The sequence below is a fragment of the Ancylothrix sp. D3o genome, assembly GCF_025370775.1.
GTDB lineage: Bacteria > Cyanobacteriota > Cyanobacteriia > Cyanobacteriales > Oscillatoriaceae > Ancylothrix.
The window spans coordinates 371,358-393,229 of the sequence record NZ_JAMXEX010000005.1 but is presented as its reverse complement, the minus strand read 5'-3'; the positions used below and the strand labels follow the sequence as shown (position 1 = coordinate 393,229).

16 protein-coding genes are annotated in these 21,872 nt (G+C 42.5%); 13 read left to right on the top strand and 3 right to left on the bottom strand.

Annotation, left to right across the window (positions count from 1 at the left end; translation table 11 throughout):
* Window positions 1-216: 216 nt before the first annotated feature.
* The 5 genes from NG798_RS12870 to NG798_RS12850 all read left to right on the top strand — a co-directional run bounded on the left by NG798_RS12870 (window position 217) and on the right by NG798_RS12850 (window position 5,390).
* Entirely contained in the window at window positions 217-1,272 is a 1,056-nt protein-coding gene (locus NG798_RS12870) for an IS630 family transposase (RefSeq protein WP_261223218.1), read from the top strand.
* A 27-nt stretch (window positions 1,273-1,299) separates the two neighbouring features.
* Window positions 1,300-1,959, top strand: a complete 660-nt coding sequence (locus NG798_RS12865; RefSeq protein ID WP_317619595.1) for an ISAzo13 family transposase — start codon at window positions 1,300-1,302, stop codon at window positions 1,957-1,959.
* A 530-nt stretch (window positions 1,960-2,489) separates the two neighbouring features.
* On the top strand, window positions 2,490-3,455 hold the full coding sequence (gene hemC / locus NG798_RS12860; RefSeq protein WP_261223216.1) for a hydroxymethylbilane synthase: 966 nt from the start codon (window positions 2,490-2,492) through the stop codon (window positions 3,453-3,455).
* Window positions 3,456-3,626: 171 nt separating this feature from the next.
* Entirely contained in the window at window positions 3,627-4,436 is an 810-nt protein-coding gene (locus tag NG798_RS12855; RefSeq protein WP_261223213.1) for a serine protease, read from the top strand.
* Between the two features lie 216 nt (window positions 4,437-4,652).
* Window positions 4,653-5,390: a glycoside hydrolase family 108 protein gene (locus tag NG798_RS12850; RefSeq protein ID WP_261223210.1), complete on the top strand. Its 738-nt coding sequence runs from the start codon at window positions 4,653-4,655 to the stop codon at window positions 5,388-5,390.
* Here the strand turns inward: NG798_RS12850 and NG798_RS12845 are convergent.
* Window positions 5,382-5,507: a hypothetical protein gene (locus NG798_RS12845; RefSeq protein ID WP_261223208.1), complete on the bottom strand. Its 126-nt coding sequence runs from the start codon at window positions 5,505-5,507 to the stop codon at window positions 5,382-5,384. The two genes, NG798_RS12850 and NG798_RS12845, sit on opposite strands and share 9 nt — an antisense overlap.
* Before the next feature lie 214 nt (window positions 5,508-5,721).
* On the opposite strand from NG798_RS12845, the gene glgA reads away from it, so the two are divergent.
* From glgA to NG798_RS12805, 8 genes are all read left to right on the top strand, one after another.
* The gene (gene glgA, locus NG798_RS12840; protein WP_261223204.1) at window positions 5,722-7,311 is read left to right on the top strand and encodes a glycogen synthase GlgA; all 1,590 of its coding nucleotides are present in this window, start codon (window positions 5,722-5,724) and stop codon (window positions 7,309-7,311) included.
* A 65-nt stretch (window positions 7,312-7,376) separates the two neighbouring features.
* Window positions 7,377-8,867, top strand: a complete 1,491-nt coding sequence (locus NG798_RS12835) for a bifunctional UDP-sugar hydrolase/5'-nucleotidase (RefSeq protein WP_261223201.1) — start codon at window positions 7,377-7,379, stop codon at window positions 8,865-8,867.
* A gap of 52 nt (window positions 8,868-8,919) precedes the next feature.
* A complete protein-coding gene (locus NG798_RS12830; protein ID WP_261223198.1) occupies window positions 8,920-9,795 on the top strand; it encodes a M23 family metallopeptidase in 876 nt (291 codons plus the stop codon).
* 345 nt (window positions 9,796-10,140) lie between these two features.
* The gene (locus tag NG798_RS12825) at window positions 10,141-15,978 is read left to right on the top strand and encodes a HAMP domain-containing protein (RefSeq protein ID WP_261223195.1); all 5,838 of its coding nucleotides are present in this window, start codon (window positions 10,141-10,143) and stop codon (window positions 15,976-15,978) included.
* Window positions 15,979-16,046: 68 nt separating this feature from the next.
* Complete coding sequence (locus NG798_RS12820; RefSeq protein WP_261223178.1) at window positions 16,047-16,424, top strand: response regulator transcription factor; 378 nt, start codon at window positions 16,047-16,049, stop codon at window positions 16,422-16,424.
* A gap of 44 nt (window positions 16,425-16,468) precedes the next feature.
* Entirely contained in the window at window positions 16,469-17,875 is a 1,407-nt protein-coding gene (locus tag NG798_RS12815; protein WP_261223174.1) for a cell wall metabolism sensor histidine kinase WalK, read from the top strand.
* Between the two features lie 95 nt (window positions 17,876-17,970).
* Window positions 17,971-19,635 (top strand): ATP-binding protein, encoded by a 1,665-nt coding sequence (locus tag NG798_RS12810; RefSeq protein WP_261223173.1) that lies wholly within the window; start codon window positions 17,971-17,973, stop codon window positions 19,633-19,635.
* Between the two features lie 223 nt (window positions 19,636-19,858).
* Window positions 19,859-20,242: a DUF4342 domain-containing protein gene (locus tag NG798_RS12805; RefSeq protein ID WP_261223171.1), complete on the top strand. Its 384-nt coding sequence runs from the start codon at window positions 19,859-19,861 to the stop codon at window positions 20,240-20,242.
* Window positions 20,243-20,314: 72 nt separating this feature from the next.
* Here NG798_RS12805 and NG798_RS12800 read toward each other — a convergent pair whose 3' ends face one another.
* Entirely contained in the window at window positions 20,315-20,524 is a 210-nt protein-coding gene (locus tag NG798_RS12800) for an acetyltransferase (RefSeq protein WP_261223170.1), read from the bottom strand.
* A 108-nt stretch (window positions 20,525-20,632) separates the two neighbouring features.
* Window positions 20,633-21,736: a DJ-1/PfpI/YhbO family deglycase/protease gene (locus NG798_RS12795; RefSeq protein ID WP_261223168.1), complete on the bottom strand. Its 1,104-nt coding sequence runs from the start codon at window positions 21,734-21,736 to the stop codon at window positions 20,633-20,635.
* Window positions 21,737-21,872: the final 136 nt, after the last annotated feature.

The following is a 21,872-nucleotide window of genomic DNA, read 5'->3' as shown; positions in this document are numbered from 1 at the left end:
AATTAGTCTCCCCTTAGTTGCCAAATTATTAAAAAAGCATGGATATGTAAAAAAAATTTCCAAAAAAGCAAACAATACAAACTACTAAAAATCGGGATAATCAATTTAAAAACATAGCTAAACTTAATGCAATATTATATATAGCATTTTTAAATGAGATGTAAACAAAAGTGACTAGGGAATGGTAAAATAAAATATGTTCAGGGAAAAAATATTATGGAAGACCTAGAACTAAAAAGGGTAATTAAAGAATTAGATAAGTTGATAAAAAGTAATCCAGATTCAAGAGAATTAAAGAGAGCATTAGCGGTAAAACTTGCCTTACAGGGTTGGATATATTCAATGATTGCCACAACTCTAAATGTATCAAAAAGCTTCATTACTAAGTGGCAAAAAAAATTTAAGTCAGCCGGGATAGAAGGAATAAAATTCTCTTATAAAGGCAGCCAAAGTTATTTGAGTAGAGAGGAAAAGCAAGCCGTAATTGCTTGGCTCCAACAACAAGAACATTGGGACTTGTCAGAACTAGAGTGTTATTTAATTGAGCAATATGACGTAGTTTTTCAGTCCCCAACCAGCTATTATAGCTTACTTGCCGAAGCTAAGATTAGTTGCTGCAAAGCGCAAAAAAAGAACCCTCGTAAAGACCCTGAAGTCGTGAAGAAAAAAAATCAAGAAATCCAGTTTATATTAGAAAAATTCATGCCGAAGATTAAGTCGGGAGAGGTTACTGTGTATGCCGTAGACGAAGTTCACTTATTAGAAGGAGATCTAATTAGTCATTTATGGGGAGACAGCCAAAAAAGATTAAAGATACCGATTATTAATGAAAAGAATCGCCAAACTTCTTATGGGGCTTTAGAACTGATAAACCAAGAGTTAATTGTGCGCGCTTATCAAGCAGGAAATAGCGATTCGACAGTAGACTTTATTCAAGAACTAATTAAACTTAATCCAGAAAAACAAATTATTATTTTCTGGGACGGAGCGGCCTATCATAGAAGCGAGCTAATCCGCTGCTTACTGGAGACAATTAATCAGGATTTACCTCCCCAAGAATGGAAAGTGACTTGTTATTTATTTGCTCCTTATGCTCCTGAAAATAATCCAATTGAATCAGTGTGGTTATCATTGAAAAGCTTACTTAGACGGTGTTACCGCTTCTGTAGAAACTTTACCATTATGAAGCGACTGTTTAAGCTTTTAGTTGATTTAAAATTGTTTACTTTTCCTAATATCAAAAACTATGATGCTTTTTCATGTCTCATTTGAAAATACTATAGATAGGAAGACAATTTTATTATTTTTGATACCAAAAAGAAAGAAATCTTAGGAAATTTATATCGGCTAGGAACTCTTTATACAAAGGAATCGGTTACTACTTTCGATCATTATTTTTCGAGTTTAGGTCACGGTAAAGTGCTCCCACATGGTATTTATGATTGTCAACAAAACCGAGGATACATCACCTTAGAAAATAGTAAAAATACCAGTAAAGTCGCTTGTGAGTATTTGAAAAATTGGGGGAATACTTATGGAAAAGCCACCTATCCTAACGCTAATTCTATCTTGGCAAAATGTGATGGGGGAGGTAGTAATAATGCTAATCATTATATTTTCAAAGACGATTTGCAGAAATTAGTTAATAATGAAATAGGAATTGAAATCAGAATTGCTCATTACCTTCCTTATACGTCTAAATATAATCCCAGAGAACATCGACTTTTTACTCATATTACCAGGGCTTGTCAAGGAGTAATTTTCCCAAGTTTAGAATTAGTCAAAGCTCTCGTCGAAAAAACTCAACCTAAAATGGGACTATCTGTAGCTGTAAATATCCTTAAGAAAGTTTATAAAACTGGTCGAAAGGTGGCTGATAATTTCCAAAATACTATGCAAATTGTTTTTGACCAATATTTGCCCAAATGGAATTATCGAGCCGTCCCCCAACCAGAGTAATTCATTAAGTTATTTATTTTTCATTCCTTATTAAATTTAGCTGCTACACAGCTAAACGCTCTCAACCTTTCTCAATTTTTCAGAGCGGCGCTACCCACTTTCCTTACACCGGCCCTGAATTTCTAACCGGTAGGCTTTCTAATGGAGAAAGCGGCGGTACTGTCTGCTCAACTGCATATTTTATTGACAACATATACAAGACTTAAGCACGAGGACGCTTATTCCAAAGTTTTGCCTAGATATCGCGTTGGCAAACCGACAATTTTTCAGTTGAAACCCGGTTTTGTTAGGTAAGTCCTAAGATAACAAGATCACTTCCACCGGCCGGCAACCCTTGATCATCTCTACTTGACGAGCGAAATTTTGGCCTTGACCTATTGGGGTCATGCACCGGCATCGTTTAAACTAAAAGATTGTGTCTCTAGCGTAACCACAAAACCTGTAGGAACCCCCGCCGTGTCCCTACAAGCGGTTTGCCGACGCTAACCGCATTGCTGGTAAAGGCGCTTATCCACCCCCATAACTACTCTATGTCTACCGTTTCTGCTCAACCTCGTACTGTCCGCATCGGTTCTCGCAAAAGTCAACTCGCGCTTGTGCAAACCTACTGGGTACAAGAACAACTTCAAAAACATTTTCCAGATTGCACTTTTGAAGTCCATACAATGTCTACCCAAGGCGACAAAATCCTTGATGTTGCCCTGGCAAAAATTGGTGATAAAGGTCTTTTTACAAAAGAATTGGAAGTGGGAATGCTCAATAAAGGAACAGATTTAGCTGTGCATTCTCTCAAAGATTTACCCACCAATTTACCAGAAGGTTTAATACTAGGATGCGTCACCGAACGCGAAAACCCAGCCGATGCACTTGTAGTGCATGAAAAACACAAAGATAAACAATTAGAAACCTTACCCGCCGGCTCAATTATTGGCACTTCTTCCCTGCGTCGGCTCGCTCAACTACGCTACCATTACCCCCATTTAGAATTTAAAGATATCCGGGGAAATCTCAATACTCGCCTCGCTAAACTTGATGAAGGCGGTTATGATGCGATTATTTTGGCAGTGGCGGGTTTACAGCGTTTAGGAATGGCTGATCGCATTCATCAAGTCATCCCCGCAGAAATTTCTTTGCACGCTGTGGGACAAGGTGCTCTGGGAATTGAATGTCGCTTAGGTGATAACGAAATTTTGCAAATCTTGAAGCCTTTGGAACACTTGGAAACTGCCCACCGGTGTTATGCCGAACGCTCGTTTCTACGCAGCCTCGAAGGCGGTTGTCAAGTGCCTATAGGGGTGAATAGTACCATTGAAAACGACCAACTCACCTTAACCGGCATGGTGGCAAGTTTGGATGGTAAGCTTTTGGTGAAAGATATCGTCAGCGGTCACCGAGAAAGTGCTGAGCAAATCGGCATTGAATTGGCAAATAAACTGCGAAATCAAGGCGCTCAAGATATTCTTGATAAGATTTTTGCAGAAATTCAGCGAGGTTAATATTCCTTGTTCATTGTTCATATTTTTACTCAAGCACAAATCTTTCTTGCCCGCAAATTAAAGCCAATCGTTAATTTGTTGGGCCTAAGTTTTGAGAAAAATGAACAATGAGCACTTAATTTTTTTAAAACTTTTGAAGAGGGCTAAGTCGTGATGAAAAAAGGGTTGGAGATGAGCGAGGCGAATGAGCATTTAGTGTTAGAAAAAGCAACCCTAAAGGCAATTCACCGCTGCATAGAAAGGAAAAATCAAGCTTTAGAACAACAATTTAAAGCGCTGAAGGCGCAAGACAAAAAACTGGCCGAAGTGGTGGCAACTGTTTTGCCGTCGGTGGTTTCCATATATGTAATAAATTGGCAAACCCAAAAGCAAATTGCTTCAGGAAGTGGTTTCTTTGTAGATTCTGACGCGATTATTACCAACTACAATTTGGTTGAAAAAATAGCGGATGAAAATTCAATTTATGAGGAAGATGAGGGGGAATTAGTTTTAGTTGCCACCGATAGAGGCGAGTTGAGAATTGCTCAAGTTGTGTTCACCGGCAACTCAGAATTAGATTTAGCAATTTTGCTGGCTACCGATTATACTATTGACCCCCAAACCGGCGTAGAAACTGAAAGCGGCGATCCAGAATACCCTGTTTTAGAATTTTGTCCTTATGTGGATGCCGGCCAGCGGGTGATTGCAGTGGCACATCCTGTGGAGGAATTTTCTTCGCTCATCTCCCAAGGGGTAATTCAACAAATTCGCTATCCCGATAATTATGGAGAAAAGGAAGATGAAATAGGAGTGATAATTTTGGAAACTAATAAAGCAATTAATTCCGTCTATTCCGGCGGGCCTCTCATTAATTTAGATGGTGAAGTCGTGGGAGTTAATCGCTCTAAAAAAGAAAATGGGGAAGATGTCAACCTAGCGATTTCTTCAGAAGTATTAGACGAATTTTTAGATAAATTTGCCGAAAGTTTTGAAGTAGATTGAGAGGAAATAAGTGGGGTGGCTGTAAATTGTTGAATGGGAATTCATGGAGAAAAAATGAAAAATTCTTCCCCCTTCGCCACCAAACAGTAGGCAATCACCAATGGCGGCTCACGAACCGGCCCGAAGTATAAATTTTAGCTAAAGTTTTCCGGGGGAAAGGAAAAAGTAAGCGAAGCTTTAAGTTAAGGGAAAACTTGAGATTTGACGGACAAAAGTATGACTCAAACAACAGATGCTTTTAAAACTGCATTGCAATTTACACTGAAATGGGAAGGGGGCGCCGGCCACCCAGATGATTTAGCAGGAACGGTTTATCGTGGCATCAGTCAGGCTTCTTATGATACTTATCGTAAGCGCAAAAATTTGCCTTCGCAGCCGGTGGGAAAAGTTACCGAGGCTGAGGTAGAAAATCTTTATTTTGAAGATTACTGGTTGGCTTCTAAGGCAGATTTAATGTGTTTGCCTTTGGCAGTTGTGCATTTTGATACGGCGGTAAATTTCAGTGTCCGCAGCAGTATTAAATTTTTGCAAGAAGCCATTGGTGGGTTAACAGCCGATGGAAATTTTGGCCCCCGCAGTGCAGCGGCTTTGCAGCAAAATAATAATAGCGAAACTGCTAAACGTTATTGCCAAAATCGGATGAATTTTCGGCATGAACGAGTTAAACAAAATGCTACTCAGCAAAAGTTTCTCCAAGGATGGCTGCGGCGAGATAATGATTTGATGAGTTTGATTAATCAATTGACAAATCAGACAACACCGCCAACACCCCAACAACCCAAACCAGAAACAGGGAATTCTGTTAGCGTTAGCGATAAGGATGCCATTGGCCTTGCTTCTGGCGAAAGCACGATCCCGGCAACGGAGACAAAAAATGATCAGATTGTTACAAAATTAGAGAAAGCAATAGGTTTATTACAAGAAGTTGTGGTACTGCTGAAACAATCAAAATAATCGGCTTTTGAGAAACCGGCTTTTTGCGGAGGAGTTGAGCAAAATGGCCGGTTTTTCAATGGTGGCAAAATTCAAAAAACCGGCCTGAATGTTGTGCCATGCGATACCGTTTCTCATCCAAACCATTTTTGTTGCGGAAATTGGTAAAGTCGCTCTCTTGGTTGGGAAAAGGTTTAAAAAGCTAAAATCCTTTGCTATTCAAGCTTTTAGCATTTTATATCCCCACAAAAATCAAAAATCAGAAATCAAAAATCGTTCGGGGTGGCGCGGCTGTGCTACTAGACAGGTATGATTACGGTACAAAGTCACCATATCAGGCAACGCCAAACGAATGCGTATATTATTTGTTGCCGCAGAAGCGGCTCCCCTGGCAAAAGTGGGCGGCATGGGCGATGTTGTTGGTTCTCTGCCCAAATATCTGCGAAAAATGGGCCATGATGTCCGCATCTTCATGCCCTACTATGGCTTTATTCAAGATAAAGTGGATGTTCCGAAAGTGCCGGTCTGGTCGGGTGAAGCGATGTTTCAGAGCTTTAAGGTCTACCGGACGACTTTTCCGAATTCGGATGTCCCTTTGTATCTATTTGGCCATCCCTCGTTTTCGCCACGCCGCGTTTACTACGGAGACGATGAGGATTGGCGGTTCACGTTTTTTGCGAATGGGGCGGCTGAGTTTGCCTGGAATTACTGGAAACCAGATATCATTCACTGCCATGATTGGCACACCGGCATGATTCCTGTCTGGATGCACTCCACCCCAGACATCAAAACGGTGTACACCATTCATAACCTCGCTTATCAAGGGCCCTGGCGCTGGTTTTTGGAAAAAATTACTTGGTGTCCTTGGTATATGCAAGGTCACAATACAATGGCGGCGGCTGTACAATTTGCTGATCGCGTGACGACGGTTTCTCCTACCTATGCTGAACAAATTAAAACTGCCGGCTACGGAGAAAAATTAGAAGGTTTGATCTCTTATATCAGCGGCAAATTAAACGGGATTCTTAACGGTATTGACACTCAAAGTTATAATCCGGCAACTGACCGTTACATCAACGAAAATTTCACCGCTGAGACTCTCGAAAAACGCATTGTTAACAAAATCTCTTTGCAAGAAGAGGTGGGTTTAGAAGTTAATAAAGGTGCGTTTTTAATTGGGTTGGTAGGCCGGCTTGTGGAACAAAAAGGTCTGGATCTGGTTTTGCAGATTTTAGACCGCTATATGGCTTATACCGATTCGCAATTTGTCCTGCTTGGTACGGGCGACCGCTATTACGAAACGGCGATGTGGGAATTGGCTTCTCGCTATCCGGGTCGGATGGCAACTTATTTGCTGCATAATGATGCTTTATCGCGGCGAATTTATGCCGGTTGTGATGGGTTTTTAATGCCGAGCCGGTTTGAACCTTGCGGGATTAGCCAAATGTTAGCGATGCGCTATGGTTGCATTCCTATTGTGCGGCGCACCGGCGGTTTAGTTGATACGGTTTCTCATAATGATCCTTTCAATGATGAGGGAACCGGCTATTGTTTTGATCGTTACGAACCTCTTGATTTATTTACCTCAATGGTGCGAGCCACTGAAGCTTATCGTTTCAAAGATGAGTGGAAAAAGCTGCAAATACGGGCAATGAATCAAGACTTTAGCTGGACGAATTCAGCGCAGGAATATGTCAAGATGTACTATGATTTGTTAGGCATCACTGACCAACCTTTAGAGATTGAGCCTAACTTTGAAGCAGAACCAGAAATTTTGCATCCTAGTCTCAAACCTGAGTTTAAATTACCGGCATCCGCTGCAAATCCTGAAGAACATAAAACAGAAGATCGGGAAAAGGCGGAAGCGGAAAGTAAGCCTGTGACGGAAAATAAATCGGCTTCTGAAACAACAGAAGTATCGTTTTTTCCTGCACAAAAATAACGCTTAAAAGCAAATGGGGGGCGGTCTTTGGGGTCGCCCCGACCTTGGGTTTTACAAGTTGTTGAATGTCTGAAGAAAAAATGAAGATTAAATGGCAATTTTTTATACCAATTATTTTTATTCTGGGAATTTTTTTAATTAAACCGGCTACTGCAGAACCTACAAATATCACTCTTTTGCAGTTTAATGATGTCTATGAAATCACTCCTGTCAGTGGTGGTAAAGCGGGTGGACTTGCTCGCGTCGCTACCCTGCGTAAACAGCTTTTAGGGCAAAATCCTAACACTTATACTATCCTGGCTGGGGATTTTTTTAGCCCTTCGGCTTTGGGAACTGCTAAGGTAGATGGTGAACCTTTGGCCGGTCAACAAATGGTGGCGGTTTTAAATGCTTTGGGTTTGGATTATGCAACTTTTGGCAATCACGAATTTGATTTAAAAGAAAAACAATTTTTGTCTCGCTTAAAAGAATCAAAGTTTAAATGGTTTTCAAGTAATGTTTTTGATGCTGCCGGCCAACCTTTTCCGGGGATTCCTGCTACAGAAATTATTAATGTAAAAACTGGTAACAACTCGCTCAAAATTGGCTTAATTGGCGTAACAATTGACAGTAATCGTGCAAATTATGTTACTTATAGCGATCCCATTGAAGCTGCAAAAAAACAAGTTAAAGCGCTGAAAGAAAAGGTTGATATTATCGTGGCGGTGACGCATTTAAATTTGGCGTTGGATCAAAAACTGGCGGAAGTTGTGCCAGAAATTGATGTGATTTTAGGCGGGCACGAACACGAAAATATCCAGCAATGGCGAGGAGATGATTTAACTCCATTGTTTAAGGCTGATGCGAATGTCCGCACGGTTTATATTCATAATTTGCGTTATAATTGGCCTAATAAGAAATTAGAAGTAAATTCGACAATTCAACCGATAACGGCGAAAATTGCGGAAGATCCCGAAACAAATAGGGTGGTAAGGGAATGGGTAGAAAAAGGCTTTGCTGCTTTCCGGGCCGGTGGTTTTGAACCTGAAGAAATAGTGGCAAATGCTTCGATGCCTTTGGATGGTTTGGAGGCTTCTGTACGGAATATGTCAACTATGTTAACTGAAGTGATTGCTAAGGGAATGTTGCGGGAAGTTAAAAATGCTGATTTGGCAATTTTTAATGGGGGTTCGATTCGGATTGATGATGTGATTCCGCCGGGGCCGGTGACGCAGTATGATGTGATTAGAATTTTGCCTTTTGGGGGTAAGGTTGTGGGGGTTGAGTTGGAAGGAATTTTGCTTAAGCGAGTTTTGGATCAAGGTTTGGCAAATCGGGGAACGGGTGGTTTTTTGCATACGGCTAATGTTAGTCGGGGTGCTGATGGTAGTGGTTGGTTGATTGGGGGGAAAGTGCTTGAGGAAAATAGGCGCTATCGGGTGGCGATGACTGATTTTTTGTTGACGGGTAAGGAGACGGGTTTGGGTTTTTTGACGGCTGAACAAGTGGGGGTGAAGGTGTTAGGGGAAGGTCGGGATATTAGGTTTGGTTTGATGGATGAGTTGCGGAAGATTTAATTAACCGCAGATGAACGCAGATTAACGCAGATGAATGGGGATGAATTTTGTTATGAGATTTTGGTTTTTTGTTTTGATTGGGTTTTTGGGGCTGGAGGTAGGGCCGGTTTTGGCACAAAATATGGCGGGTAATTGTCCTGCACCGGCTTTATCGCGGGTTAAGTCTCATCGTGTGGCTGCGGGGGAAAGTTTGGAGAGTATTGGAAGGCAGTATAATTTGACACCGGCGACTTTGGTGGGGATGAATCCTGGTTTGAGAAATGGGGGTTTGCGTGTTGGGGAGGTGATTTTAATTCCGCCTTTTAATGGCCGGCAAGTGGCAACGAATCCGGGAACAAGTTGGAAAAGTTTGGCGGAAATTTATAATGTTAGGGCTGATGTTTTGTTTGAGGTAAATGGTTGTGTGGAACCTCAAGAAGTTGTGTTTATTCCGGGGGTGAATAGTTCTCAAAATAATCGGGAAGTTCAGCGGGCGGTGGAAGTGGCGGCGGGGGTTATTAGTGGTTATCCTTTGCCTCAAAAAGCTCCTGTTTTGTTGGGGTATGGTTTGCAGTTTATGCCTTTAAGAAATATCCAGGGTTTTCATGCGGGTGTAGATTTAGAAGCAAAAGAAGGTACTGCGGTTTTGGCTGCCGGTGAGGGGATTATTGCTTTTGCGGGGATGCAGGGAAATTATGGCAATTTAATTGTGATTAATCATGCTTCTGGTAAACAAACTCGTTATGCTCATTTGGCTTCCATTTCTGTGCGTGTGGGTGAGCAAGTTAACCGGGGTCAGGTTTTAGGAACGGTGGGAAAAACGGGCATTCCTGATATTACTGCTTCGCATTTACATTTTGAGGTGCGTTCTTCTTCTCAAATGGGTTGGGTAGCGGAAGATCCACAGAATTATTTTAAAGATGGGCCGGTGGGAGTGAGAAGTTTTTAAATTTTTGTTTGTTATTAGTCATTGGTCATTTGTTATTAGTCATTGGCAAAAAAAGGCAGATGATAAATGACCACTGTTATATGAAGTTTATCATTTGTTAGGATCAAAGGATTTTTATTGCCGCATTTTGTAGAGGCAATGGCGTGTGTGGTTGCCCTTGATGGGGCCATGTTTACTTTGTCAAAAATCATCCTTTCGGCATATCTCCTTGCATAGAGATAAGGTTAGACTATTCTCTGAATAAATGTTTGTTGGGGTAGCCTGCTCAATTATCAGTTTTATTTTCCTTATCGCATCGGCTACAGCTTGTTATAAATCTTAACACTTAATTGTAAGACTCAGACCATGACAACTACACAAACCGCGAAAGATACCGAACAACTCGATCACCAACAGCTATTAAGAACCTTAGTTGCAGTTAAAAAAGGCAATTTCTCTGTGAGAATGCCAATCGACCAGACCGGCATGGCTGGAAAAATTGCGGACACTCTTAATGATATTATCGAACTTAATGAAAGACTCGCCGCCGAATTAGAACGCATTAGTAATGTTGTTGGCAAAGAAGGCAAAATTAATCAGAGAGCTTCTTTAGGAAGTGCCGGCGGTTCTTGGGCTGCGTGTGTTGATTCTGTCAACACCTTAACCACAGATTTAGTACAACCAACAGCCGAAACTGCCAGAGTGTTAAGATCCGTTGCTAATGGCGATTTATCCCCTAGGATTCCTACAGAAATAGAAGGCCGGCCCCTGAAAGGAGAATTTCTACAAACTGCTCAAGTTGTTAACACAATGGTGGAACAACTTAGCTCTTTTGCTTCTGAAGTAACCAGAGTTGCAAGAGAAGTGGGAACCGAAGGAAAATTAGGTGTACAAGCAGAAGTTAAAGGCGTTGCTGGTACTTGGAAAGATTTAACCGAATCTGTGAATATGATGGCCGGCAATTTAACAGCACAAGTCCGAAATATTGCCGAAGTTGCCACTGCAATTGCTAATGGAGACTTATCGAAAAAAATCACAGTAGATGTTAAAGGGGAAATTTTAGAACTCAAAAACACCATAAATATTATGGTGGATCAGCTTAATTCTTTTGCCTCAGAAGTAACAAGAGTGGCGCGAGATGTAGGAAGCGAAGGAAAACTTGGTGTGCAAGCAGATGTGCGAGGAGTTGCGGGTACTTGGAAAGATTTAACCGACTCTGTAAACTCAATGGCCGGCAACTTAACTGCACAAGTTCGGAACATTGCCGAAGTGACAACGGCGGTGGCAAATGGCGACCTTTCTAAAAAAATTACTGTTGATGTTCGGGGTGAAATTTTAGAGTTGAAAAACACCATTAATACAATGGTGGATCAACTTAACTCCTTCGCTTCTGAGGTAACAAGGGTTGCAAGAGAAGTGGGAACCGAAGGAAAATTAGGCGTACAAGCAGAAGTAAAAGGAGTAGCAGGAACCTGGAAAGATTTAACCGATAATGTTAACTCAATGGCGGGAAGTTTAACTTCGCAAGTCCGAAATATTGCCGAAGTTACCACCGCAGTTGCGAATGGTGATCTTTCTAAGAAAATTACTGTTGATGTAAAAGGCGAAATTTTGGAATTGAAAAACACCATTAACACAATGGTTGATCAATTAAGTTCGTTTGCATCGGAGGTAACAAGAGTTGCAAGGGAAGTGGGAACCGAAGGAAAATTAGGTGTGCAAGCAGAAGTCCGAGGCGTTGCCGGTACTTGGAAAGACTTAACCGACAGTGTAAATTCAATGGCAGGAAATTTAACCGGCCAGGTGCGAAATATTGCCGAAGTTGCGACAGCTATTGCCAACGGCGACTTATCGAAAAAAATCACAGTTCAAGTTAAAGGTGAAATTTTAGAACTCAAAAATACCATTAATACAATGGTTGATCAATTGAGTTCTTTTGCCTCAGAAGTAACAAGAGTTGCCCGTGAGGTGGGAAGCGAAGGAAAACTTGGTGTACAAGCAGATGTAAGGGGGGTTGCCGGCACCTGGAAAGACTTAACAGACAGTGTAAACTTCATGGCCGGCAGTTTAACTTCCCAAGTACGAAATATTGCTGCTGTTACTACCGCTGTTGCAAATGGCGACCTTTCTAAGAAAATTACTGTTGATGTTAAAGGCGAAATTTTAGAGTTGAAAAACACCGTTAATACAATGGTGGATCAACTTAATTCGTTTGCATCGGAGGTAACAAGAGTTGCGAGGGAAGTGGGAACCGAAGGAAAATTAGGTGTGCAAGCAGAAGTGCGAGGGGTAGCCGGTACTTGGAAAGACTTAACGGACAGTGTAAACTTTATGGCCGGCAGTTTAACTGCACAAGTGCGAAACATTGCCGAAGTGACGACGGCGGTGGCAAATGGCGACCTTTCTAAGAAAATTACCGTTGATGTTAAAGGCGAAATTTTAGAGTTGAAAAACACCATAAATACAATGGTGGATCAGTTAAGTTCCTTTGCATCGGAGGTGACACGAGTTGCAAGGGAGGTGGGAACCGAAGGGAAATTAGGGGTGCAAGCCTATGTACGCGGGGTGGCAGGAACTTGGAAAGATTTAACCGATAATGTTAACTCGATGGCAAGCAATTTAACCGGCCAGGTGCGAAATATTGCCGAGGTAACAAAAGCGGTGGCAAATGGCGATCTTTCTAAAAAGATTACCGTTGATGTTAAAGGTGAAATTCTCGATTTGAAGAACACTATTAACACAATGGTTGACCAGCTTAATTCGTTTGCTTCTGAGGTGACACGGGTTGCGAGGGAAGTAGGAACGGAAGGAAAATTAGGCGGTCAAGCAGATGTGCGAGGGGTGGCCGGTGTTTGGAAAGATTTAACGGATAACGTTAACTCAATGGCCGGCAATTTGACAGCACAAGTGCGGGGAATTGCTAAAGTCGTGACGGCGGTTGCAAACGGTGATTTAAAGCGTAAGTTAATGCTGGAAGCAAAGGGCGAAATTGCTACCTTAGCCGACACGATTAACGAAATGATTGATACACTTGCTACCTTTGCTGACCAGGTGACAACGGTGGCGCGAGAGGTTGGAATAGAAGGAAAATTAGGCGGTCAAGCCAAGGTGCCGGGTGCGTCGGGAACGTGGCGAGACTTAACGGATAACGTAAATGAATTGGCAGCGAATTTAACAACGCAGGTACGAGCGATTGCAGAGGTGGCAATAGCGGTTACAAAAGGCGATTTAACGCGGTCAATTTCAGTGGAAGCTCAAGGCGAAGTGGCAATCTTGAAAGATAATATCAACCAAATGATTGCTAATTTACGCGAAACAACGCAGAAAAATACTGAGCAAGATTGGCTGAAAACCAACTTGGCGAAATTTACCCGAATGTTGCAAGGTCAGCGGGATTTAGAAACGGTTTCTAAGTTGATTTTGTCGGAGTTGGCTCCGTTGGTGGGAGCGCAACATGGGGTGTTTTATTTGATGGATGCAATAGAACCTCAATTGTTTTTGAAGCTACTCAGCAGTTATGCGTATCGGGAACGCAAACATTTATCAAATCGCTTCCATTTAGGCGAAGGTTTGGTGGGTCAATGTGCGTTGGAAAAAGAGCGGATTTTGATTACCGAAGTGCCGGAGAATTATATTAAAATTAGTTCCGGTTTGGGTGAGTATAGTCCGCTGAATGTGGTGGTGTTGCCGGTGTTGTTTGAAGGTCAAGTAACGGCGGTGATTGAGTTGGCTTCGTTCCGCCGATTTAGTGAAATTCACTTAACGTTTTTAGACCAATTGACAGAAAGTATTGCAATTGTGTTGAATACGATTGCAGCGAGTATGCGGACAGAAGAATTGCTGAAGCAATCGCAATCTCTGGCAGAAGAATTGCAAAGTCAGCAAAACGAATTACGCGAAACCAACCAGCGTTTGGAACAGCAAGCAAAATCGCTGAAGGCGTCAGAAGAATTGCTGAAAAATCAGCAGGAACAATTGCAAGCAACGAATGAGGAATTAGAGCAGCGTTCGCAACTTTTGGCTCTGCAAAATCAAGAGGTTGAGCGGAAAAATCGAGAAATTGAACAGGCTCGCCGGTCTTTGGAAGAAAAAGCTGAACAGTTGGCGCTGTCTTCTAAATATAAGTCGGAGTTTCTGGCAAATATGTCTCACGAGTTGCGAACACCGCTGAATAGTTTGCTGATTTTGGCGCGGTTGTTGTTAGATAACAGCGATGGCAATTTGACTCCAAAACAAGTGGAGTATATGCGGACAATTCACTCGGCGGGTGCGGATTTGCTGGCGTTGATTAATGATATTTTGGACTTGGCAAAAATTGAATCGGGAACGATGTCAATTGAGGTGGATCAACTGCTGTTTTCTGATTTGCAAGGTCAAATAGAGCGAACGTTCTATCAGGTGGCGCAAGATAAGGGTTTGAATTTTACGATTTTGTTTGATGAGCGGTTGCCCAAAGCGGTTTATACCGATTCAAAACGTTTGCAACAAGTGCTGAAGAATTTGCTTTCAAATGCGTTTAAGTTTACGGATCAAGGTCAAGTGAGTTTGCAGGTTTATCCGGCGCGTTCGGGTTGGAGTACGGAACGGGAAACCCTGAATTTTGCTAATTTAGTGGTGGCCTTTTCTGTGCGTGACACCGGCATTGGAATTGCCCCAGAAAAGCAAAAAATTATTTTTGAAGCCTTCCAGCAAGCGGATGGAACTACTTCTCGGAAATATGGCGGTACCGGTTTGGGATTGTCTATTAGCCGCGAAATTGCTGAGTTGTTGGGAGGAGAAATTACGATTTCCAGCCTCCTGGGTGAGGGAAGTAATTTTACGCTTTATATGCCGCATACTTACCCGGAGTCTTTGATAGAAAAAAACGCGGATGAAGAACAAATACTGCATTTTTCAGCAACGACCGCTGAGGAAAACAAGGAAGTAAAAATCCCTACTCTTCCTCAACTTCCTGTGAATGATCCAGAAAGGTTGCTGTTGACATCTCAACAATCGAGTATTTTGACCGATGATCGCGGTGAAATTAAGCCTGGTGAGCGGGTACTTTTGATTGTGGAAGATGATATCAGTTTTGCGCGGATATTGTTAGATTTGGCGAAGGGTGAAGGTTTTAAAGCGTTGGTGGCTAACCGCAGCGAGACGGGTTTGGCTATGGCGCGGGAGTATAAACCTTCGGCAATTTTGCTGGATATTCGGTTACCCGGAATTGATGGGTGGACAATTTTGGATCGTTTGAAACATGACCCGGATACTCGTCATATTCCTGTTCATATTATTTCTGTGGATGAAGGCCGAAATCGGGCTTTGAAATTGGGTGCTTTGGCTTATTTACAAAAGCCGGTGACGCGCGAGGCTGTTCTTGGGGCTTTAAGCAAGATTAAAACCTATTTAGATCGCAGCGTCAAGCAGTTGCTTTTGATAGAAAGTGATGCCGATAAAGCCAGCAGTTTTGTTGAGTTGATTGGTAACAGTGATGTGCAGACCACTTGCGCCTCAAATGCTGCGGAAGCGCGGATAGTTTTAAGCAGTGCTCAGGTTGATTGTATTGCTATTGATATGAGTTCACCCCAACAAAACGGTCTGGAACTTATTGGCGAAATAATACCTGAGTTTGGGTTAGAAATTCCGGTGGTTGTTTATACAGAAAATGATTTGAATGAACAACAGCAAAAAGAACTTAAACGCCTGTCGCGGATTTTGCCGGTTAAACAAGTGGGAACGCCTGAGCGGTTGTTTGAGGAAATTTCTTTGTTTCTGCACCGCGTTAAAGATAATTTGCCGACAGCGCAACAACAAATGCTGGAAGAATTGGCAGGAAGCGATCCAGTGTTAGCCTACAAGAAAGTTTTGATTGTTGATGATGATGTGCGAAATCTTTTTGCTTTGACGAGCATTTTAGAGCGTTATCATATGCAGGTGTTTCATGCAGAAAATGGCAAGCTCGGCATTGCGATTTTGCAAAGCACGCCCGATATTGATGTCGTGTTGATGGATGTTATGATGCCAGAAATGGATGGTTATGAAACGATGCGAGCTATCCGTCAAATTAATGTATTTCGAGGCTTGCCGATCATCGCGCTGACGGCCAAAGCGATGAAAGGAGACCGAGAAAAATGTTTGAGTGCCGGTGCATCAGATTACATCACTAAACCTGTCGATATTGAGCAATTGCTTTCTTTATTGCGTGTTTGGTTATCTCAATAACTTTTGCTAAGGGGAAACAGCTAATTATTACCCGTTTCCCCATTACCAATTACCTCTTACCTAGGATCATGCACTACGTTTTATTAGTTGATGATGAAGAACCGCTCCGCGCCAGCCTGAGTTTTGGCTTAGTTCAAGAAGGCTATAAAGTCACAACGGCGGGGGATGGCGTGACGGCTTTGGAATTGATTAAGCAAAAAATGCCCGATTTGATTATTTTGGATTTGATGCTGCCACAAATGGATGGGATGGAAGTTTGCTGGCGTATTCGGGCTTTTTCGGATGTGCCTATTTTAATTTTGACGGCAAAAGACCACGATGCTGATAAAATTTGGGGCTTAAAAGCCGGTGCAGATGATTATGTGACTAAACCGTTTAATCTCCGGGAAGTTTTAGCAAGAATTGAAGCAATTTTGCGGCGAACCAAGCGCCAAAATCATCCCTAAATTCTTGAAAAATCACCCCAATAATTTATTAGAGACAATGTAAAATGGGCGTTAATTGGAATTCAATTCGGGTTAAACTTTTAACAACTTATTTGGCGCTGACAGGGCTGGCGACTTCGGTTTTAACCGGCTATTTGCTGTGGTCGTTTTACACCATGTTTATGAATACCAAACAAAACGAATTAGATATTTGGTCAAGCGCCCTCACCGAAAGCGTCGCTGATGCGATGGAAAATAAGAATCTCTCTAGCATAGACCAGCTAGTGCAACGCTACGGCGCGGCTGAAACCCTGACACTGCGAGTATTTTCGGCCAATGGCAGCCTGTTGTCCACCTCCACCCCCTCTGTTGACAAGCAGGTTCCCAACTGGTTAGAAATTCCGGGTATCAAGGAAGCGCTGCAAAATAAAACCGTGCAAGGTTATGGAAAAGGAATCCTCAGTAATGAAGACCGGCTCTATATCTCACGCCCTATTGTACGAAATGGTCGCCTGCTAGGAGCGTTGAGGTTGTCGCTGACTTTAACTCAGTTTCAAAAACAATTTCAAGCTGTGAGCTTGACGATTTTGGCAACCTTGGGGATAACGCTGTTGCTGTCTGGAGCGATCAGCGCTTGGTTTGCTCGCTCTCTGGCGATGCCGGTGCTGGCCATGCGTAACTTTGCGGTGCGCTTGGGAGGCGGTCAATTTGGCGAAAAACTCGTCATTTCTGGCAGTGATGAACTCAACGAGCTTGCCTTTGAACTTAACCGAATGAGCGAGCGCTTGGCTTCTCTGGATAATGAGCGGCGGGCCTTTTTGGCTAACGCCTCTCACGAACTCCGCACGCCGGTGAGCAATGTCAAAGTGACGCTGGAGGCGCTGGAAATGGGTGCCGGTGAAGATCCGGAACTGCGGCGGCGGTTTATTCGCACCACTTTAGACGAAACCGAACGCCTGTCTCGCTTGATTCAAGATTTGCTGGACTTAGGCCGACTGGATGCCGGTGTAGCGCCTTTAGAAAAAGAATTTGTTAGCGTACAATACTTGGTGGCTCGCGCAATTCAAGCCGTAGAATTGCGAATGAAAAGACATTCTATCACCATTAAATGTACAGTGCCCGATGTGCAAATTTATGGCGACCCCGAAAGACTTTTACAAGCTTTTTTAAACTTACTTGATAATGCCATGAAATACTCAACCTCCCAAACTCAAATTTCTCTGGTGGGCCGGTTAGAGAGTAATTGGCTGGCGTTAAAAATTCACGACCAAGGTGCAGGAATAAGCGAACGCGATCTACCTCATATTTTTGAAGAATTTTATACCGGGGATGCCTCTCGCAAAAAAGGCGGAACTGGCCTCGGACTTGCGATAGCCAAAAGAATTGTCGAAGCTCATGGCGGCAGAATTTCTGTCCATAGCACTCCTGATGAAGGTTGTACCTTCACGCTTTACTTGCCGATAACGCCTTAAAAAACACACTTTTCCTCAAAGCGTTTAAAATGTAAAATGTAAAAAGTTAAATTGGCAATCTTAAAACTAAAATCTAAACCCTAAACTATCTTCCTATGCCTACAAATTTTAAAGTCAACATTCTTTTAGTAGATGACAATCCCAACAATATCCTCGCGCTGGAGGCAATTCTCGACAGCTTGGGCGAAAATCTTGTCAAAGCCACTTCCGGCGAGCAAGCCTTGCGTTGTTTGCTGAATCAAGATTTTGCCGTCATTTTGCTTGATGTCCAAATGCCCGGCATTGATGGCTTTGAAACCGCAGCCCTGATCCGTCAGAGACAGCGTTCGCGCAATACCCCGATTATTTTTCTAACCGCTTTTAGCAAAAGTGATCAATTTATTTTTCAGGGTTATTCCCTGGGAGCGGTAGACTATCTTTTTAAACCCCTTGAGCCTACGATTTTATTGTCAAAAATTAAAGTATTTGTTGAGTTATTTAAAAAAACAGAAGAAGTTAAAAGGCAAGCCGCAGAAATTGCCCGTTTCAATACCGAACTAGAAACTCGCGTCAGTGAACGTACTGCTCAACTTGAAGCAGCCACCCGCCTCAAAGATGAACTTTTAAGAAGGGAAAAACAAGCACGTCTTGAAGCCCAAGCAACCGAGCAGCGTTTTCGAGATTTAGTTAATGGTTTAAGTCATGCAATTTTTTGGGAAGCTGATCCGTTTACCCAATGCTTTACCTTTGTCAGCCAAAGTGCCGAAAGCATTTTAGGCTACCCGGTCGAAAAGTGGCTTGAGAAAAGTGATTTTTGGCAGAATCTTTTTCATCCTGATGACCGCAAGTGGGCGGGAGATTTTGCTTATAAAGAAACGCTAGAAGGCCGCGATCACGAATTGGAATACCGCTGTATTGCTGCCGATGGCAGGGTAGTTTGGCTGCGAAATAAAGCTTATATTGTTCAAGATGAACAAGGAAATGTTCAAAAAGTGCGCGGTTTAATGATAGATATTAGTGCCCAAAAACAAACTGAGGAGGAATTAAAATCTCGTGCTGATGAATTGGCGCGGCTGACAAAAATTCTGACTGCCACCAATTATGCTTTAGAAAAACGCAATCAAGAACTTGATCAATTTGCCTATGTAACTTCCCATGATTTAAAAGCTCCGTTGCGAGCAATTTCTAATCTTTCTCAATGGATAGAAGAAGACCTCGGCGAGACAATGACCGAAGAAACTCAACATCAAATGGCACTGCTGCGGGGGCGAGTGCAGCGCATGGAAAACTTAATTAATGGCTTATTACACTATTCTCGCGTAGGCCGGCTCAGAACAGAATCGGAAACTGTTGCTGTAGAAAATTTACTCAGGGAAATGATAGATTCTCTTTCACCTCCCGCCGGTTTTACAATTGTAATTAGCCCCGGAATGCCAATTTTAAATACCCCTCGCTTGCTGTTACAGCAAGTTTTTTCTAATTTAATTAGCAACGCCATTAAACATCACGACCGCTTAGATGGAAAAATTACAATCAGCGTCGAAGAACGCGAAAATTTTTATGAATTTAGCGTAACTGATGATGGCCCCGGCATTTCCGAAGAATATCACGAAAAAGTTTTTATCATTTTCCAAACTTTACAGGCCCGCGACCATAGAGAAAACACCGGCATAGGTTTATCTTTAGTTAAAAAAATTGTTGAAAATGAAGGCGGAAGCATCTCGTTAAAGTCTCAAGAAGGTCAAGGAACAACCCTATACTTTACCTGGCCAAAGTCCTAAACTATTTGCTAATCATACTGCTGCTGATTTGTTTTCTACCAAAAGTTATAAATTTATTACAAACCTCGCTTCCGTGAAGGGCGATTCAAAAAGCCGGTGCTAAAATTAAAACAAAGACAAAATCTCACAAAATTTCCAGCCGGCCTTTTGGGCAGTCATACTGGAAAAAACTATAAAAGTAAATACGACCAAAATTTCAAGCCAAAACTCGGAGAAATCAAACATGACAGAATCATTTGACCGGCCCATTGAAGTAGTCGAGCCGGTGGTAGTAACTACCACAGAACCACCACAACTCGAAGACATTGAAGTCGAAGTCAAACGCATTGAAACGCAAGCCAACTTCGGCGAAAAAGTCCGCATCGAAGAATTTACAATCACCGGCGATGCGCTTGTTTCCAAAGTTAAAGAACTCATCCACCAAGGCAATATCCGCCGCATTATTATCAAAAACGACGAAGGAAGAATTCTTATTGAACTTCCTCTCACCGTTGGAGTTGTCGGCGGCGCCATCGCAACGGCTATTTTTCCAATTGTAGCGGCGGTGGGTGCTATGGGTGCGTTGGTGGCACACCTCCAAATTGTTATCGAAAAAATCGACGAATAACCAATCAATCTGATTACTCAAAAACCCGGTATTGTTAAAAATACCGGGTTTTTAAAGCTTCATAAATCGCTTTTAACTGCTTTGATATTCAGCATCTACCCAACAGCGAGGCAGCGTTTCTCCCGAAGGAAAAACTAACTGATTTTTATCAAAATTTGTCGGATCTTGTTCTTCCTGACCGGCCTGAATACAGCCGGCAACTTCTTTACGAGTAGGAATAATCAAGGCATCCACATCGACAATTTTCACCAAATCACCAGACTCTTTTTCTTTCAACAACATAATTTCGCCTCTTCAAAGATTCAAGATTTTTGTAACACAGAGAATCGCCGAGGAATTCGCAGACTAGGTTTTCTCTGTAACCTCAGTCTCCCTCGCCTGGAAAAAAACCTACATTTTCACAGCAGGACTGGTGGAAGGTTTGGCCGGCATTAAAACTTCACCCGCCATAAACATCCGTTTTTTGTAAAGTGCGGCAAGACACTGCTCATAATTTGCCATATCCGTTTCAATGTCTGTGAAAATTTGGGTTGAAACGGGGTCGGTAAATTTGATTCGCAAGTTGTTAATATCCACGACGCCGGTTTGCACATCTCCCAGCGTACTCCGCAGCAAAAAGATATCATCGCTGCCGGTGACAGCCGCTTTAAGTTTGGCGTATTTATCAGCAACTTGGGCGGGAATAGAAGGGCTTTCTCCCAATGCGGCCAGACGCGCTTCTAACATTTGGATGTGGTGCTGTTTATTTTGAATCATATCAAGCAGCAACGAGCGCAATTCGCTATCAGAAGTTTTTTCTGCGTAGCTTCCAAACGACTCACTCGAATAACGCTCTCCCGCCAAAGCCGTATTCAAAGCTTTAACAATATCGCCTTTTGTTGAACCACCCCAAGCATCGGCAAGTTTCCACCATTCAGCATTGGTATCGGCTAATTCGGGAAGTGCGGCATCTTTGCCACTGTAGCCTAAATAATTTAAAATTGCTGTGGTAAAAAAGGCTAAATCTCCGGGTTGGCGAGAGGTAATTAAGTTACCATCAATGACCACCGGCTCATTGACATAATTTGCCCCCGCATTCATCATATCTTTGCGAATTGATAAAAAGCCGGTCGCTGTTCTATTTCTCAATAAATCGCCTTCAATTAACACTTGCGGGCCGTGACAAACTGCGGCAACGAGTTTGCCTTGTGCCATAATTTCTTGGACAAAACGCACCGTATTAGGGTTGGTTCGCATCAGATCCGGAGCCATCCCCCCAGGAATCACCACTGCATCAAATTGTGATGCCATTGCTTCTGTGGTGGTGCCATCGGGTTTCATGGTGAGTTTTCCCATTTTTCCCACATAGTTTTCATTCATGCGAGAACCGAGAACTAATACTTCAAATCCCGCCATTTGTAAGGCTTTATAAGGAATTTGAAATTCGTCATCCTCGACGCCATTTTCAATGAGAATGGCTACCCTTTTTTTAAGGGTTCCGTTCGTTCCTATCATGTTTTTTCTCTCAAAGTTTGCTTTGCTTTTTCGGCTTTTATATTACAGTCTTCACCGTAGCGAGTTGCCGGTCAATTTGACTTCTTTCTAAAGGGATAAATTTGTACTCAGTCTCAAGTTATAGCGGTTTTAACTT